At 62.4% G+C, this 14,705-nt stretch carries 11 protein-coding genes, 1 pseudogene and 1 riboswitch; of the genes and pseudogenes, 5 read left to right on the plus strand and 7 right to left on the minus strand.

The features are described 5' to 3' along the window. Positions 1-253: 253 nt before the first annotated feature. The 5 genes from AC3RCP_RS26515 to AC3RCP_RS26535 form a co-directional block, all read right to left on the minus strand. Positions 254-1,618 carry a DUF1329 domain-containing protein gene (locus AC3RCP_RS26515; RefSeq protein WP_007928419.1) on the minus strand — a complete coding sequence of 455 codons (1,365 nt, stop codon included), beginning with the start codon at positions 1,616-1,618 and terminating at the stop codon, positions 254-256. A 28-nt stretch (positions 1,619-1,646) separates the two neighbouring features. Next, positions 1,647-3,536 carry a DUF1302 domain-containing protein gene (locus tag AC3RCP_RS26520; protein WP_101339059.1) on the minus strand — a complete coding sequence of 630 codons (1,890 nt, stop codon included), beginning with the start codon at positions 3,534-3,536 and terminating at the stop codon, positions 1,647-1,649. 337 nt (positions 3,537-3,873) lie between these two features. Continuing rightward, positions 3,874-5,556 carry a fatty acid--CoA ligase gene (locus AC3RCP_RS26525; protein ID WP_101339060.1) on the minus strand — a complete coding sequence of 561 codons (1,683 nt, stop codon included), beginning with the start codon at positions 5,554-5,556 and terminating at the stop codon, positions 3,874-3,876. Positions 5,557-5,811: 255 nt separating this feature from the next. Beyond that, positions 5,812-6,912, minus strand: a complete 1,101-nt coding sequence (locus AC3RCP_RS26530) for a hypothetical protein (protein WP_101339061.1) — start codon at positions 6,910-6,912, stop codon at positions 5,812-5,814. A gap of 135 nt (positions 6,913-7,047) precedes the next feature. After that, positions 7,048-7,677 (minus strand): LysE family translocator, encoded by a 630-nt coding sequence (locus AC3RCP_RS26535; RefSeq protein WP_007928409.1) that lies wholly within the window; start codon positions 7,675-7,677, stop codon positions 7,048-7,050. 82 nt (positions 7,678-7,759) lie between these two features. Here AC3RCP_RS26535 and AC3RCP_RS26540 point away from each other — a divergent pair, with 82 nt between their 5' ends. The 3 genes from AC3RCP_RS26540 to AC3RCP_RS26550 all read left to right on the plus strand — a co-directional run bounded on the left by AC3RCP_RS26540 (position 7,760) and on the right by AC3RCP_RS26550 (position 10,605). Further along, positions 7,760-8,725 carry a 2-hydroxyacid dehydrogenase gene (locus tag AC3RCP_RS26540; RefSeq protein ID WP_101339063.1) on the plus strand — a complete coding sequence of 322 codons (966 nt, stop codon included), beginning with the start codon at positions 7,760-7,762 and terminating at the stop codon, positions 8,723-8,725. A 33-nt stretch (positions 8,726-8,758) separates the two neighbouring features. Next, positions 8,759-9,757 (plus strand): methyltransferase, encoded by a 999-nt coding sequence (locus tag AC3RCP_RS26545; protein ID WP_101339064.1) that lies wholly within the window; start codon positions 8,759-8,761, stop codon positions 9,755-9,757. 51 nt (positions 9,758-9,808) lie between these two features. Beyond that, positions 9,809-9,932: riboswitch (yybP-ykoY riboswitch) on the plus strand. An 88-nt stretch (positions 9,933-10,020) separates the two neighbouring features. Beyond that, a complete protein-coding gene (locus tag AC3RCP_RS26550) occupies positions 10,021-10,605 on the plus strand; it encodes a TMEM165/GDT1 family protein (RefSeq protein WP_009045541.1) in 585 nt (194 codons plus the stop codon). A gap of 126 nt (positions 10,606-10,731) precedes the next feature. On the opposite strand, the gene AC3RCP_RS26555 is transcribed toward AC3RCP_RS26550, so the two are convergent. After that, a complete protein-coding gene (locus AC3RCP_RS26555; protein ID WP_492570722.1) occupies positions 10,732-11,547 on the minus strand; it encodes a M48 family metallopeptidase in 816 nt (271 codons plus the stop codon). A 1,356-nt stretch (positions 11,548-12,903) separates the two neighbouring features. Between AC3RCP_RS26555 and AC3RCP_RS26560 the strand changes: the two are divergent. After that, positions 12,904-13,101, plus strand: a pseudogene (locus tag AC3RCP_RS26560) (HAMP domain-containing protein); the annotation flags it as partial. Between the two features lie 111 nt (positions 13,102-13,212). After that, positions 13,213-13,956 carry a methyl-accepting chemotaxis protein gene (locus AC3RCP_RS26565; RefSeq protein ID WP_370686835.1) on the plus strand — a complete coding sequence of 248 codons (744 nt, stop codon included), beginning with the start codon at positions 13,213-13,215 and terminating at the stop codon, positions 13,954-13,956. 102 nt (positions 13,957-14,058) lie between these two features. Here the strand turns inward: AC3RCP_RS26565 and AC3RCP_RS26570 are convergent, their stop codons facing one another. Continuing rightward, positions 14,059-14,679: an SOS response-associated peptidase gene (locus tag AC3RCP_RS26570; protein WP_101339066.1), complete on the minus strand. Its 621-nt coding sequence runs from the start codon at positions 14,677-14,679 to the stop codon at positions 14,059-14,061. Positions 14,680-14,705 lie beyond the last annotated feature (26 nt).

Raw genomic sequence — 14,705 nt, forward strand, 5'->3', positions numbered from 1 at the left:
GAAGATTTTTGCTACAGATGGATAGAAAAAGAATACAACCGGGTTTTTCAGCGTTCCCCGCGTACCAGTAGGAGCGAGCTTGCTCTCGATAAGGGCAGCGCGGTTTTACCGGGAGGTGGCATCGTCTGGAGTATTTTTCGCGAGCAAGCTCGCTCCAGAGGCCACCCCGGGTCTTGTAGAAAAACGCAGACAATAAAAAACGCCCCGAACCAGTCGGGGCGTCGATCGAGGATGCGCCTCGATTTACCGCGGGTTAACGAACGCCATCCTGGCGCAGGGCCGCCGGAGTGAAGTCGCTGGTGGTGGCGGTGAAGCCGAAGTCGTAGGCCGATTTCTCTTCGTTCTTCATGCCCAGTGCCAGGTAACGACCGGACTGCAGGTCGTAGAGGGTTTCCAGGGCGTACCACGGCACTTGCTTGTCGTAATAGTTCTCGGCATGCGCCTCGGCCACGCGCCACAGCTGGCCACGACCGTCGTAGTGGTCGATCACCGCGGCCTGCCAGGTGTCTTCGTCGATGTAGAAGTCACGCTTGGCGTAGATATGGCGCTGACCTTCCTTCAGGGTCGCGACCACGTGCCAGACACGGCGCAGCTCGTAGCGGGCCAGGTCCTGGTTGATGTGGCCGGCCTTGATGATCTCGGCGTACTTCAGTTGCGGCGAATCGAGCTTGTAGCTGTTGGAGGCGATGTACATCTCCTTCTTGCCTTCCAGCTTCCAGTCGTAGCGGTCCGGCGCGCCGTTGTACATGTCGAGGTTGTCGGAGGTACGCAGGCCGTCGGCGGCGGTACCCGGACCGTCATACGACACTTGCGGGGCGCGACGCACACGACGCTGGCCAGCGTTGTAGACCCACGCCGAACGCGGCTCCTTCACCTGGTCGAGGGTTTCGTGCACCAGCAGCACACCACCGGCCAGACGCGCTGGCGCGGTCACTTTCTGCTTGAAGTAGAACAGGATGTTGCCCGGGTTGGCCGGATCGTAGTCCTTCATCTTGTCGCGGAACACGAACTGGTCCTGGAAGTACACCAGGCTGAACGAGCCGTTGGCCTGTGGCGTCGCCTGGGTCACCAGGCGAGTCACGCTGCCGCCGCGATAGCGGGTGATGTGGTTCCAGATGACTTCCACGCCGCTTTTCGGAATCGGGAACGGAATGGCGGTCTTGAAGTTTTCCAGGCCGTTGCCGCCGCTGACCAGGTTGGTCTTGGTGGCGTTTTCCTTGATCGCGGCGAACACATCGGCAGGCACCGTGGCGCCGCGATGGGAAGGATAGACCGGCATCTTGTAGGTTTCCGGGTAGCGCTTGAACATCGCGTACTGCCCCGGCGCCAGCTTGTCCTTGTACTGCTCGACGTTCTGCGCGGTGATGGTGAACTGCGGCTGCTCGCTGGCGTACGGGTTGGACAGGAAGCCCTTGCCATCCACACTGCCGGCGTTGGTCGGCAAGGCTTTCCAGGCCGGAATGGTGCCGGCTGAGTTACCGGCCATTTCCGCGCCCATCGGCGTCAGGGAGGTACCCAGCTTGGCCGCTTCATCGGCCGAGACCGCGGCCATGACCCCGGTCGCCAGCAGCGACAGCCCGAGGACACCGACCTGCAACAGACTCTTGGTTACTTTCATATTCTTGTTCTTCCTGAAAATGCAGTGCTTAGAAGTTCACGCCGAAACTAAGGGCCACGAAGTCACGGTCATCCACGGTGGTGTACTTGCCGTCGAAGAAGTTGGTGTACGCCAGGCTCGCGGTGTAGGTGTTCTGGTACTCGGCATCCACGCCCAGGCTGATGGCCTTGCGACCTTCCTCGAAGTTGCCGCCAGGGCCAGGCGAGTAACCGCTGACGTCATGGGACCAGGCCACGTTCGGCTTGAGGTTCACACCGGCGAACACGTCGTTGTATTCCCAGATGGCACGACCGCGATAACCCCAGGAAGTCGAGGTGGTGAAGCCGTCGTCGTTGCAGTTGCGGCTGCGATTGTTGGTCGCCGCGCCAGGACCCGCGCCGTTGATGGTGCTGGTATTGAGGATCTGCGAGCAGGTGTCCAGGCTGCCGGTGGCAGGCAGTTCGCCCGGGCCATAGACCGGATCGCGGCCGTAACGAACCTTGGAGGTGCTTTCCAGTCCGCCCACGTAGGTCAGGCCGACTTCACCAACCAGGGTCAGGCGGCTCGCGCCCATGACCTGATCGAAGAAGTGGGTGAAGGTGGTCTGCAGCTGGGTGATCTCTTTACGGCGATAGCCGTGCAGGTCCTGACCCGGGGAGCCGTCGAGCAGCGAGGCATTGGCCAGGGTGCCGCCCAGGGGGCGAACACCGGCGAACAGGATATCGGTGGAGTTCAGCTGCACCGGAGCGTTCGGGCGATAGCTGATCTCACCGCTCCATGCGGTACCGGTAGGCAAGGTGGTGGAGAAGCTCAGGCCGTAGAGGCGGATGTCTTCAGGGTACTCGACGAAGTACTCGGAGCTGCCCGCCACCACCAGTGGGCCCAGGGCGCGGAACGCTGGAGGCAAGGCCGCGACACGGTCGAAGACCGACTGCGGAGCACCGGTGGCGCTGAAGATCGGCGCACGGCTGTGGTAGTTCATGAAGTACGCGCCGAACTCGGTGTCGAGCGGCTCGTACATGTACTTGAAGGACACGCCCCACTGCCCGCTGTCCCGTGCATCGCGGTCCGGGCCACGACGCACCAGCACGCCTTCCTGATTGACGTCGACGCCCGCGGCGGCCAGTGGCCCAAGGGCAATCGACGGAATGGTCGAGCGCTTGTTCAACACGCGCAGATTGTCGCTGCAACCGTCGGCGATGATGTCCGGCTGGGAGAAGAAGGTGCCGCAGTTGTCGACGACGGTCTGGTCCCATTCCAGCTGATAGAAAGCTTCGGCCGAGAGGTTCTCGGTCAGGCTCTGGGAGACATAGAACATGTTGACCGGGATCAGGCCTTCCTTGATCTCCGCGCCAGGACGGCGGAAAGCCGATACGTCGATCGGGTTGATCGAGTTGATGCCGCCGCCGATGAAGGTACTTTCACCCCAGCTCACCACTTGCTTGCCCAGGCGCACGGAACCCGGCTGCTCGGCGATCGAGTAGTTGTGGTAGATGAAGGCGTCGAGGATCTGCCCGCCGGAGGACTTGGCGCCTTCCTTGCGGTTGCTGTCGCTGATGTCCTTGAACTCGCGGCTTTCGTCCTTGAGCTCGAAGTCATACCAGTATTTGCCACGGACGAAGACGCCGGTATCGCCGTATTTCAGTTCAAGGTCGTGGATGCCCTTGAAGATCTTGGAAAAGGTTTCGCCGCTTTTGAAGTTAGCGTGGCCATCGTCAGAGGTCTGGGACAGGCCATGACCACCGTTGTTGACACCAATCAGATTCTTGTTGGGGCTCTGGGTAGACCAGCTCGCACCCAGCGATAGAGAAGAGTCGAACTGACCTTCGATTTCACCGATGTTGAAACTGACGCCGAAGGCAGGTCCGGCGAGCGTAGAGGCGAGACTGACGGCCAGAGGCAGTTTCGCCCGGCGCCAGAACTGGTTTACTGATGTCATCGACGCTACTCCATGTGCTTTATTGTTATGGCAGTGAGCACTTTTAAAAACGCTCTGAACGGGCGGAACCCAGTCAGCCCCGAAATCGTTCAAAGTTGCATCGCCCCATGTTGTGCGGTTGCCCCGTTCTTAAAAATCCTTGGGCGGACTATAGCCAGCAGGTGGTACGGCTTGATCCCTCTAAAGTGTGATTTGCAGCCTCCAACCACTCTGGAACGGTCCTTTCGCCAGTCCGGCAAATGCCGGCACGGCAAGGATGGCTGAAAATTCGGATTTGACAAGGCAAGCGCTTGCTTGGTGGGCTCTACCGTGCCCTTTCGGGCACGGTAGGAGGTGTTTATAGCGTCGAAAGAAAGGTGCTGTTGTTGGCCTGCCATTCGGTGATGTCGAGGCGGATGCGCTTCTTGTCGAGCTTGCCGACACTGGTCTTGGGAATTTCAGTAACAAGGGCGATCTGGCTGGGAATCGCCCACTTGCTCAAGTGCCCCTGTTCGACAAACGGCTTGAGATGCTCCTTGAGCTCCTTGGCCTCGATCGCATGCCCTTCACGGACCACCAGCAAGGCGAACGGGCGCTCGCCCCATTGCGGATCGGGGATCCCCACCACTGCTACTTCGCGTACCGCCGGGTGACGGCTGATCAGGTCTTCCAGGGCGAGGGACGATACCCACTCGCCTCCGGTCTTGATCACATCCTTGATCCGGTCGCGAATATCGATCACGCCCATGCCGTCGAGAGTCGCCACGTCGCCGGTGTGCAGCCAGCCGCCTTCCCACAGCTCTGCGCCCTTCTGCGGCTCGTTGAAATAGCCTTCGGTCAACCAGGGCGCGCGCAGCACCAGCTCACCCTGGGTCTCACCATCGGCCGGCAGGAAGTTGCCGTCGCCATCGACAATCGCCGCCTCCACCAGAGGTCCGGGCACGCCGGCCTTGATCCGGTAGGTAGTGCGTTCATCCTCGGTGCCCACCAGCAGTTCTTCGTTGAGGTGAGCGCAGGACACCAGCGGCCCGGTTTCCGACATGCCATAGGCTGCCGTCAGCTGAATGCCCTTGGCCTTGGAGGCCTCGTACAGCGCACGGTTGAGCGCGCTGCCGCCAATGACGATCTTCCAGCCGCCGAAATCCGTGCCCTGGGCCGCCTTGGCATTGAGCAGCATCTGCAAGATGGTCGGCACGCAATGGGAGAAGGTGACCTTTTCCTTGCGCCACAGCTCCACCAGCAGTTCCGGGTCGTAACGGCCGGGGTAGACCTGCTTGAGGCCGAGCATGGTCGCCACATAAGGCAGGCCCCAGGCATGCACATGGAACATCGGGGTAATGGGCATGTACACATCGCTGGTGCCCAGCAGGCGCACGCTGTCGATGCTGCCCATGATCACCGCCACGCCCATGGTGTGCAGCACCAGCTGGCGGTGGGTGAAGTACACGCCCTTCGGATTGCCGGTGGTGCCTGTGGTGTAGAAGGTGGTGGCCACCGAGTTTTCGTCGAAATCCTCGAAGGCGTACTGGGTGCTGGCAGCCGCCAGAAGCTGCTCGTATTCGCCCACCAGGTTGGGCAGGTCGGCGCTCTTGTCCGGGCCGTCGGTCAGCAGCAGGGTTTTCTGCACCGTGCTCAGTTGCCCGGCGATCGCCTGGTAGAGCCCGACAAACTCGCTGTTGACCAGCACGAAGCGGTCCTCGGCGTGATTCATGGTGTACAGGATCTGTTCCGGCGACAGACGCACGTTGATGGTATGGATCACCGCGCCGATCATCGGGATGGCGAACATGCACTCCAGATAGCGATGGCTGTCCCAGTCCATCACCGCCACGGTATCCCCGGCCTTGACCCCGGCAGCCGTCAACACGTTCGCCAGCCTGGCCACGCGCTCGATCAGGGTTGGGTAGCTGTAACGCAGCTTGTCCCGGTAGACGATTTCACGGGTTTTCTCGTAACGGGTGCCGGACATCAGCAGCCGCTTGATCAATAGCGGGTATTGGTAGGCGCCTTCGGCTGGCGGAATAACGCGAGTCTGCAACATAAGCATCCCTTTTCGTGACTGCACGGTCGTGGCTGAAGAACGCTCACTCTAGAGCGCCGCTGGCTCTGCCAAATCAGCCAAAGGAATGATTTGCAGAGCCGTACGAATGCTAGCTCCAAGCCAGCATTCGCGCGACCAGACATTCGCCATGGGAAGGCACATGCGTGAGCGTCAAGCCGTTTGCTCGGCCACCCTGCGCGGGAATAGCTCGGCGCCCCGAATCAGCTCAAGGCGCCAGGCCCCATTACAGCCCCATCAGTTAGCCCCGGGTGTAGCCCCGTGCGGTTGCAAATGCTGTTGCAGGTAGCTGCGCAGACGTTTTTCCACATCGCGGTTACGCGGCCTGGGCAACCCGGCCGGCCATTCGCCACGCGCCAGCGCGCGAATCGGCGCCTGCTGGCTCATGCCCCGGCGCTGGATCTGACGCAGCCCCTGATCCCACCAGACATGGCGGCAAGCCTCGACATAGGGCGAGATCGGGCCGCAGCTGCCATACAGCAGGTCGCGTCCGACTTTTTGCATGTCCTTGTTCTGCCGCCTCAAGTAGAACTTGATCCGCGAACGCTGAAACAGCGACGGCAAGGGTTTACGCCGTGGGACCTCGCGCTGCAGGCGCAGCAACTCCGGCCGGAAGGCTTCGCCATGGCGCTGGAAGAACAGCGCTTGCATGGCGTGGAAGAAGTCCTTGTCGGAGAAGTAGTGATAGATGCAACTCTTGCTCTCGCCCACGGATTGACCGCGCAAGGCGAATGACAAGGCGATCTGCTCCAGGGTGTGCAGGTCCTTGATGTGGGCGCTCCACTCGTCAATCAAGGCAATCGAGGCTTGCATCAGCGGACCATCGCCAGCCGTCAGGCCACAAACCCCGCTGTTGAACAGGCGCTGATCGTCGGCTACCGACTGACCGCTGGCCTGCAGATAGCGGTCGAGCTTGACGAACTCAGGCCGGGTACGGACTTCGGACCAGAGAAACTCGTCTTCGTCGATCAGGTACCGGCCGGGCGCGATGCGATCGAACAACCGCTGCGGGTCGGCCTCGAACAAGGTGTCGGTATCGACAAACAGGGTCTTGTCCGCCAGCACGAGGCCCGCGGCAAAGGCACAGGCCTTGCGCCGGTGGTAGTAGCCCTGGTCACCCTGCCACTCGACCAGCGTTTGCTCGCTCAACGGCACCACTTGCACCGGCCAGCCGCGGTAATCCTCGGGACGGTCGGTCATGACCCGAATCACCAGCGGCTCGGCACTCTTGCTCTGGTCGAGGGCCGTCAGAATGCTGAACTTCGCTTCATGGCGATAAACCTCTTTGCCGCCATAAACCAGATAGAGCAACTGCTGCGGTACTTTTTGTATCGTCATCAAGCGTCCGGTCTCGCGCGCTCCGGACGGTCAAGGGGCTCGACCTGCCGGAGTGGCCATAAAAGCGGACGATTGTACGATTAATCCCAATTAATGATCAGAAATATCCTATAAACCTGGACGAGAAAGACCGCCTCAATGCATCTCGGTAAAGGCCAGCTTCACCCCGATGGCGATCAGTACCGCGCCCATGGTGCGGTCGAACCAGTGGCCCATGCGGGCAAAACCGGCGCGGACTTTCTGCTGGCTGAACAGCAGCGCCACCAGGCAGAACCAGGTAGCCGTCGCCACCGCCAGGTACACGCCATAACCGGCCTGGATGGCCAGGGGCGTGTGCGGATTGATGACCACGGTGAACAGCGACAGGAAAAACAGCGTCGCTTTCGGGTTCAGGCCGTTGGTCACGAAGCCGGAAGTGAAGGCACCGCGCGCGGTGCGCTCGCCAGCTTCCAGGTGCAGATTCTCGGTAGCAGGCTTGGCCGGCTGCGCCCGCAGGGCCTTGTAGCCGATGTACAGCAGATAAGCGGCGGCGGCCCATTTCAGCGCGTTGAACAGCACGATCGACTGCGACACGATCAGGCCGATACCCAGCAGCGAATACCCCACGTGCAGGAAGATCGCGGTGCCGACGCCCAAGGCGGTCCATGTGCCGGCGCGGCGACCGTGGGTCACGCTTTCGCGCACCACGACGGCGAAATCCGGGCCCGGGCTGGCCACTGCAAGCAGGTGAATAAGGGCGACGGTCAAGAACTCGGCGAGGTACATGGACACTCCTGTGTATCTAATTATTTCATCTGTTAGGCTCGGCAGATTACGCCTTCAGACCCTCGTGCAAAAGGTACAGTTGATGACTAACAATCGCCGCGCCGTCTTCCTCGACCACAGCTCCCTGGACCTCGGCGACCTCGACCTCAGCGCGCTGCGCCACAGCTTCGACGAACTGCAACTGCATGACCGGACCAGCCCCGAACAGGTGGTCGAGCGCCTGCAGGGAGCCCAGGTGGCGATCAGCAACAAAGTACCGCTCAATGCCGAAACCCTGGCCGCCTGCCCCGAGCTGAAACTGATCCTGGTGGCGGCCACCGGCACCAACAATGTCGATCTGGCCGCCGCCCGCGCCCAAGGCATCACCGTCGCCAACTGCCAGGGCTACGGCACACCATCGGTGGCCCAGCACACCCTCATGCTGCTGCTTAACCTCGCCACCCGCCTCGGCGATTACCGCCAGGCGGTCAGCGACGGTCGCTGGCAGCAGGCCCGGCAGTTCTGCCTGCTGGACTTCCCGATCGTCGAACTGCAAGGCAAGACCCTGGGTCTGCTGGGCCATGGCGAGCTGGGTGGCGCCGTCGCCCGCCTGGCCGAGGCCTTTGGCATGCGCGTGCTGCTGGGGCAGATTCCCGGCCGCCCGGCCCGCGCCGACCGCCTGCCGCTGGATGAATTGCTGCCACAAGTCGATGCGCTGACCTTGCACTGCCCGCTCAACGAACACACCCGGCACTTTATCGGCGCCCGGGAGCTGGCCCTGCTCAAGCCCCAGGCCTTTGTGGTCAATACCGCCCGTGGCGGCCTGATCGACGAGCAAGCCCTGGCCGACGCCCTGCGCCGCGGTCACCTGGGCGGCGCGGCCACCGACGTGTTGAGCGTCGAGCCTCCGACCGCTGGCAACCCGCTGCTGGCCCATGACATCCCGCGGCTGATCGTGACCCCACACACCGCCTGGGGCAGCCGCGAAGCCCGGCAGCGCATCGTCGGCCAGCTGGCGGAAAACGCCCAGGCGTTTTTCAGCGGTACAGCGCTGCGGGTCGTCAGTTGATAAACTGCGCCACTTTTTTCCCAGGAGCAGATTATGGATCCGCGCAGTGAAGTACTGCTTCGTCAGGCTGACTTGTTTCAAGGCTCGCTGCTGCTGGCCGGCCTGCCCGCCGATGACCTGCTCGGCCGCCTGCCGGCCGCCCATGGCTGGTGCTGGCACGCCGGCGACCAGGCCGCGCTGGATGCACGCTTCGCCGGGCGCAGCCACTTCGGCGTGACGGCCCCCGAGCCAGGCTTTGCCAACGCCGTGCTGTTCCTGCCCAAGTCCAAGGAATTGACCGACTACCTGCTCAACGCCCTCGCCTCGCGCCTGGCCGGGCGCGAGCTGTATCTGGTCGGGGAAAAACGCAGCGGCATCGAACGCGCGGCCAAGCAGCTCAACCCCTTCGGCAAACCGCGCAAGCTCGACAGCGCGCGGCACTGCCAGCTGTGGCAAGTGACGGTCGACAACGCGCCACAAGCCGTCAGCCTGGAAAGCCTGGCCCAGGAATATGAACTGCCGTTGGCCGAAGGGCCGCTGAAAGTGGTCAGCCTGCCGGGGGTGTTCAGCCATGGTCGCCTGGATCGCGGCAGCGCCCTGTTGCTGGAACACCTGGACAAACTGCCCAGCGGCCACCTGCTGGATTTCGGTTGCGGCGCCGGGGTTCTGGGCGCGGCGATCAAACGTCGCTACCCCCATAACAATGTGACCCTGCTGGATGTCGATGCCTTCGCCGCTGCCAGCAGTCGCCTGACCCTGGCCGCCAATGGCCTGGAAGCCGAGGTACTGACCGGTGACGGTATCGATGCCGCGCCTATGGGTTTGAACACCATCCTGACCAATCCGCCGTTCCATGTCGGGGTCCACACGGACTACCAGGCAACGGAGAACCTGCTGCGAAAAGCAGCCAAACATCTGAAAACCGGTGGCGAACTTCGGCTGGTGGCCAACAGCTTCCTGCGTTATCAACCGCTGATCGAAGAGCATCTCGGCCCTTGTTCGATCAAGGCCGAAGGCCAGGGTTTTCGCATCTACAGCGCCAAGCGCGGCTGAAAACCTTTTTGCAAAAGAACGCTTGCCGAATGGATTTTGCCTAGGCAGAATCCGCTCCGTCCTAGGGGAGTAGTCTCCCGCGAGCGCCACGCTCGCCCGGCATGCGTCAACATACTTGATCCTCAGATCATGGCGCATGCGACCCAAGAGTCCGCACAGACGGACCGCAGGGTTTGACAAGACCTATGACACGCACACCTTACCCGGGGCGGGAAGGCTGTACGTGTCATAGCCGTGTCGACCCGCCCCTTAGGAATGCCCTGATGCTGGATTCTCTACTGGTTCCCACCGCGATCGTTGCCTTGGCCGAAATCGGCGACAAGACGCAACTGCTTGCCCTCATTCTCGCCGCGCGCTTTCGCAAACCCTGGCCGATCATCGCCGGCATCGTCGCCGCGACCCTGGCCAACCATGCGGCAGCCGGTGCGGTAGGCGCCTGGTTCGGCAGCTTCTTCTCGGACGCGACCTTGCACTGGATCCTCGCCGCGAGCTTTACCGCGACCGCGCTCTGGACCCTGGTGCCGGACAAGATGGACGACGACGAAGCCAGCACTGCCCGCAAGTTCGGCCCCTTCCTGACCACGCTGATCGCGTTCTTCCTCGCTGAAATCGGCGACAAGACCCAGATCGCCACCGTCATGCTCGCGGCGCAATACCCGGAACTGTGGCTGGTGATCATCGGCACCACCGCCGGCATGCTGATCGCCAACGTCCCGGTGGTACTGGCCGGCAACTTCGCGGCGGAGAAACTGCCCCTGACCCTGATCCGTCGCCTCGCGGCCTCGGCGTTCTTCATCCTGGCCATTGTCGCGGTGTACAAGGCCATGCAGAGCAGCGGCTGGTTGTAAGCGCACCATCAGCAGGCACGCCTCCAGGCAAACCTGCGAGCACAAAAAAGCCCCGAACCAGTCGGGGCTTTTTTTGCAGGGGGCCGGCTTGTTCACGACCCTGTCGTCAACAACGACGCCAGACGATCAGGGCCTCTTGGCCTGCTGGTACAACGGCATCACCTTCGGAATCGCCGCTTCCAACGAGGAAATACGACTGCCGGACGCCGGGTGAGTACTGAGGAATTCAGGTGGCGCGCCTTCCGAGGCCTTGCTCATCTTGTTCCACAGGGTGATGGCCGCGTTCGGGTTGTAGCCGGCGCGGGCCGCCAGTTCCAGGCCGATCAGGTCGGCTTCGTTTTCATTGCCGCGACTGTTGGGCAGGGTCATCAGCAGGTTGACCCCGTTGTCGCCCACGGCGACCGCTTCCTGCGGCGCGCCGGCGATCAGCGCAATCTGCTTCAGTGCGCTGACACCGTAGGCCTTGGACATCGCTTCACGGCCGTGCTCGCGCAAGGCGTGAGCGATTTCATGCCCCATGACCGCGGCGATTTCATCGTCGGTCAGTTGCAACTTGTCGATGATCCCAGTGTAGAAAATGATCTTGCCGCCAGGACCGCAGTTGGCGTTGAGCTCATCGCTCTTGATCAGGTTGACTTCCCAATTCCACTGCGCGGAATCCGGGCGGAACACCGGGGCCTGGGCAATCAGCCGGTTAGCGATCGCCTGGAGGCGCCTGGCATTGGCACTGGACTTGTCCAGCACGTTCTTGCTGCTCGCCTCGCCGATCGTCTGTTGATAGGACTGCGCGTAGGACTGGTTGACTTCATCGGTCGACAGCATGCTGAACATGTACTGCTTGCGATCGACCCCAACAGCGCCACCGCTGGTGGTGTTGACCGACTGGCAACCCGACAGCAGCAACGCAGCGGTGAGTGCACCCAAAACCTGCTTCTTACTCATGAAAACGCTCCCTGAAAACATGGCGCGTATCCTAGGCCCAGTTGTGTATCGACGCCAGATACAACGGACGTGTAGCACACTGTTTTCAGATACGGCGCCGTAGGAAAAAATTCACAGAACCTTCCCCTCCGCGCTGGCAACGGCCGGCAGCTGTCCATTTGCGACATGCCAGCCTACAAAACAGCCATTTTTCCAATCCTCGCTCATGGTCGGCGAGGGCCTTGCCGATACAACGGGGCAGACGTCATTCCTGCGTCCGGAGCCCTTATGAAATTCAAGTCGATCCAGTTTTCCGTGGCCGCCCTGGCCGGTGCCATCGTCCTCAGCGTGGTCGTCGCCCTGGTGCTGTACGCCCTGTTCGCCGGCGCTCGGACCCAGGAGATGGTGCAGCAGCAAACCCAGGCTCAATTCGAGCAAGTCATCGAGCAGCGACTGGTCGGACTGGCGCAGACCCAGGTCAGCCAGATCCAGCGTGAACTCGAGGCGCCCCTGCTGATCGCCGGCGGGCTGGTGCGGATCAACGCGCTGATCGGCAGCAAGGGCGCGGACGGCAATCCACAGCTCAATCTCAGCCGCGAGCAGTTGATCAACCTGATCAAGGAAAACGTCGCGCAGAACCCGAAGATTCTCGGTGCCTATATAGGCTGGGAAAAGAACGCCATCGACCATAACGACAGCGCCTATGTCGACACCAAGGTGGTGGGTATCGATGCCAGCAACGGACGCTTCCTGCCGTGGTGGTTCCGCAACGAAGACGGCAGCCTGGGCCTGGACAAACTGGTGGACGTGGACGACCAGAAAGTCCTGTCCACTGGCGTGCGTGCCAGCGAGTACTACCTGTGCTCCAAGGAAAGCAAGAAATCCTGCGTGATCGACCCGGCGCCGTACAAGGTCGGCGACAAGATCGTCATGCTCGCCTCCTTTATTGAGCCCATCCTGCTCGACGGGGCCTTCCAGGGCATCGTCGGCGCCGACCTGTCGGTGAACTTCATCCAGGACATGCTCCTGGGCGCCAACCGGAAACTCTATAACGGCGTGGGCGAAATGGCCCTGATCGGTGGCAATGGCCGGCTGGTGGCCTACACCAAGGACCCGAGCAAGTTCGGCGAAAAGGTCAGCGACATTCTCGACAGCGAGGAAGTCGCCAAGCTGGGCAACCTCAAGCGCGGCGAAGTGAACTACAACGTCGATCAGGCCAACGGACGGATCGAGCTGTACCTGCCGTTCGGCATTGGCCAGGCCGACGCCCGCTGGACCCTGATGCTGCAACTGCCGCTGGACGCTGTCATGGCCGACCTGCAGAAACTGCAGAGCGACCTGGCCGAACAACGCAAGGCCGACACCTTCGGCATGGCCATGGTCGGCCTGATCATCGCCGGCCTCGGCCTGCTGGTGATCTGGCTGGTGGGCCACGGCATCGCCCGTCCGCTCAAGCAAATGGTGGCCATGCTCGACGATATCGCCCAGGGCGAAGGCGACCTGACCCGCCGCCTGAGCAGCGACCGCGCCGACGAACTGGGCTCGATCGCCAAGGGCTTCAATACCTTCCTGGCCAAGCTGCAGGCAATGATCAGCCAGGTGGTGACCTCGGTGCAGAGTGTCAGCGACTCCTCCGAACACACTGCCGATATCGCCATTCGCACCAACCAGGGCGTGCACAAGCAGATGGCCGAGATCGACCAGGTGGCCACCGCCGTGCATGAAATGACCGCCACCGCCCAGGACGTGGCCCGCAACGCGACCCAGGCCGCGCAAGCCGCCAACCATGCCGACCAGGCCGCCAGCCAGGGCATGCGGATCGTGCGCGACACCTCGACCGCCATCGGCGCCCTGGCCGTGGAAATCGGCCGGGCTGTGGGCGTCGTGCAGACCCTGGCCAAGGACAGCGAAAACATCAACGCAATCCTGATCGCCATTCGCGGCATCGCCGAACAGACCAACCTGCTGGCCCTCAACGCCGCCATCGAAGCCGCCCGCGCCGGCGAACAGGGCCGCGGCTTTGCCGTGGTGGCCGACGAAGTACGCAACCTGGCGCAGAAGACCCAGCAGGCGACCGAAGAAATCCAGTCGATGATCCAGCAACTGCAGCAAGGCACCCGCGATGTGGTGCGGGTCATGGAGGACAGCCAGAACCGCACCGACGAAAGCGTGCAGCACGCGGCAAAAGCAGCCGAGGCCCTGGAAACCATCACTCAGGCGGTGTCGGTGATCAACGACATGAACACCCAGATCGCCAGCGCCGCCGAAGAGCAGAGCGCGGTCGCCGAGGACATCAACCGCAACGTGATCAATATCGGCCAGGTGGCCAACGAAGTGGCGGGCGGCGCCGACGAATCCAGCGCGGCCAGCGCCGGCCTGACCAAGCTGGCCGAGCAGCAGCGGCGCCTGATCAATCAGTTCAAGGTGTAAAAAAGGTCCTGCGGACCTTGCGCAGCCTTCGGCAGCGATCGAGTTGGGCGGCACTCCGTGCGAAGCGCTCGCCGAATCAGGCCACGCGATTCAGGGACGGCGTCAACCCGGGGTCAGGCATTCCGGGGCGTTGAGCTTCGGATCGTTCACCAGGTTGGCCAGCACCCGCTCGCGCAAGGCGGCTGGTGGGCTGGCCAGCAAGGCTTGCAGCATCGGCAACGGTGTATCGGGGTCGAGCCAGGCTTCCTGGCCCTGGGCATCGAGAATCAATGGCCGACGCTGGCTGGCCGCCGGCTGGGTGACCACCGCGGTGCTCAGCCAGACCTGTTCCTGCACTGGATAGGCTTCCCAGATCGCTGCGAAGAACAGCGACGAACCCTCCCCCGGCGTCAGCCAGTACGGGCGTTTGCGGGTGCCGCCGCGCCATTCGTAAAAACCGTTGGCCGGCAGCAGGCAGCGGCGCTGGCGAAAGGCTTCGCGGAACATCGGCTGTTCGGCCAGAGTTTCGGCACGGGCATGGGCCGGGGTGCGCGACAGATCGGTCAGCCAGGGCGGCGTCAGACCCCAGCGGGCGCGGGCAAGGTTGCGCTGGCCGTCGCTGCTGCGCAGGATCAGCACCGAATCGTTGGGTGAAATGTTCCACTGCGCCTGCTGGTCCGCCGGAAATCCGGGCAAGGCGGCAAACGCTTGGTTCCAGCGAAACAGGGCATAACGTCCACACATGGGGCAAACAACTCTCGGAAAATCGG

This window comes from Pseudomonas sp. GW822-FHT05A08, from assembly GCF_058800485.1.

Coding starts and splice junctions, on each gene's coding strand:
- AC3RCP_RS26525 (WP_101339060.1), bottom strand. CDS start 5,556: ATGTTGCAGACTCGCGTTATTCCGCCAGCCGAAGGCGCCTACCAATAC.
- AC3RCP_RS26515 (WP_007928419.1), bottom strand. CDS start 1,618: ATGAAAGTAACCAAGAGTCTGTTGCAGGTCGGTGTCCTCGGGCTGTCG.
- AC3RCP_RS26530 (WP_101339061.1), bottom strand. CDS start 6,912: ATGACGATACAAAAAGTACCGCAGCAGTTGCTCTATCTGGTTTATGGC.
- AC3RCP_RS26570 (WP_101339066.1), bottom strand. CDS start 14,679: ATGTGTGGACGTTATGCCCTGTTTCGCTGGAACCAAGCGTTTGCCGCC.
- AC3RCP_RS26550 (WP_009045541.1), top strand. CDS start 10,021: ATGCTGGATTCTCTACTGGTTCCCACCGCGATCGTTGCCTTGGCCGAA.
- AC3RCP_RS26555 (WP_492570722.1), bottom strand. CDS start 11,547: ATGAGTAAGAAGCAGGTTTTGGGTGCACTCACCGCTGCGTTGCTGCTG.
- AC3RCP_RS26565 (WP_370686835.1), top strand. CDS start 13,213: ATGGCCGAGATCGACCAGGTGGCCACCGCCGTGCATGAAATGACCGCC.
- AC3RCP_RS26520 (WP_101339059.1), bottom strand. CDS start 3,536: ATGACATCAGTAAACCAGTTCTGGCGCCGGGCGAAACTGCCTCTGGCC.
- AC3RCP_RS26535 (WP_007928409.1), bottom strand. CDS start 7,677: ATGTACCTCGCCGAGTTCTTGACCGTCGCCCTTATTCACCTGCTTGCA.
- AC3RCP_RS26545 (WP_101339064.1), top strand. CDS start 8,759: ATGGATCCGCGCAGTGAAGTACTGCTTCGTCAGGCTGACTTGTTTCAA.
- AC3RCP_RS26540 (WP_101339063.1), top strand. CDS start 7,760: ATGACTAACAATCGCCGCGCCGTCTTCCTCGACCACAGCTCCCTGGAC.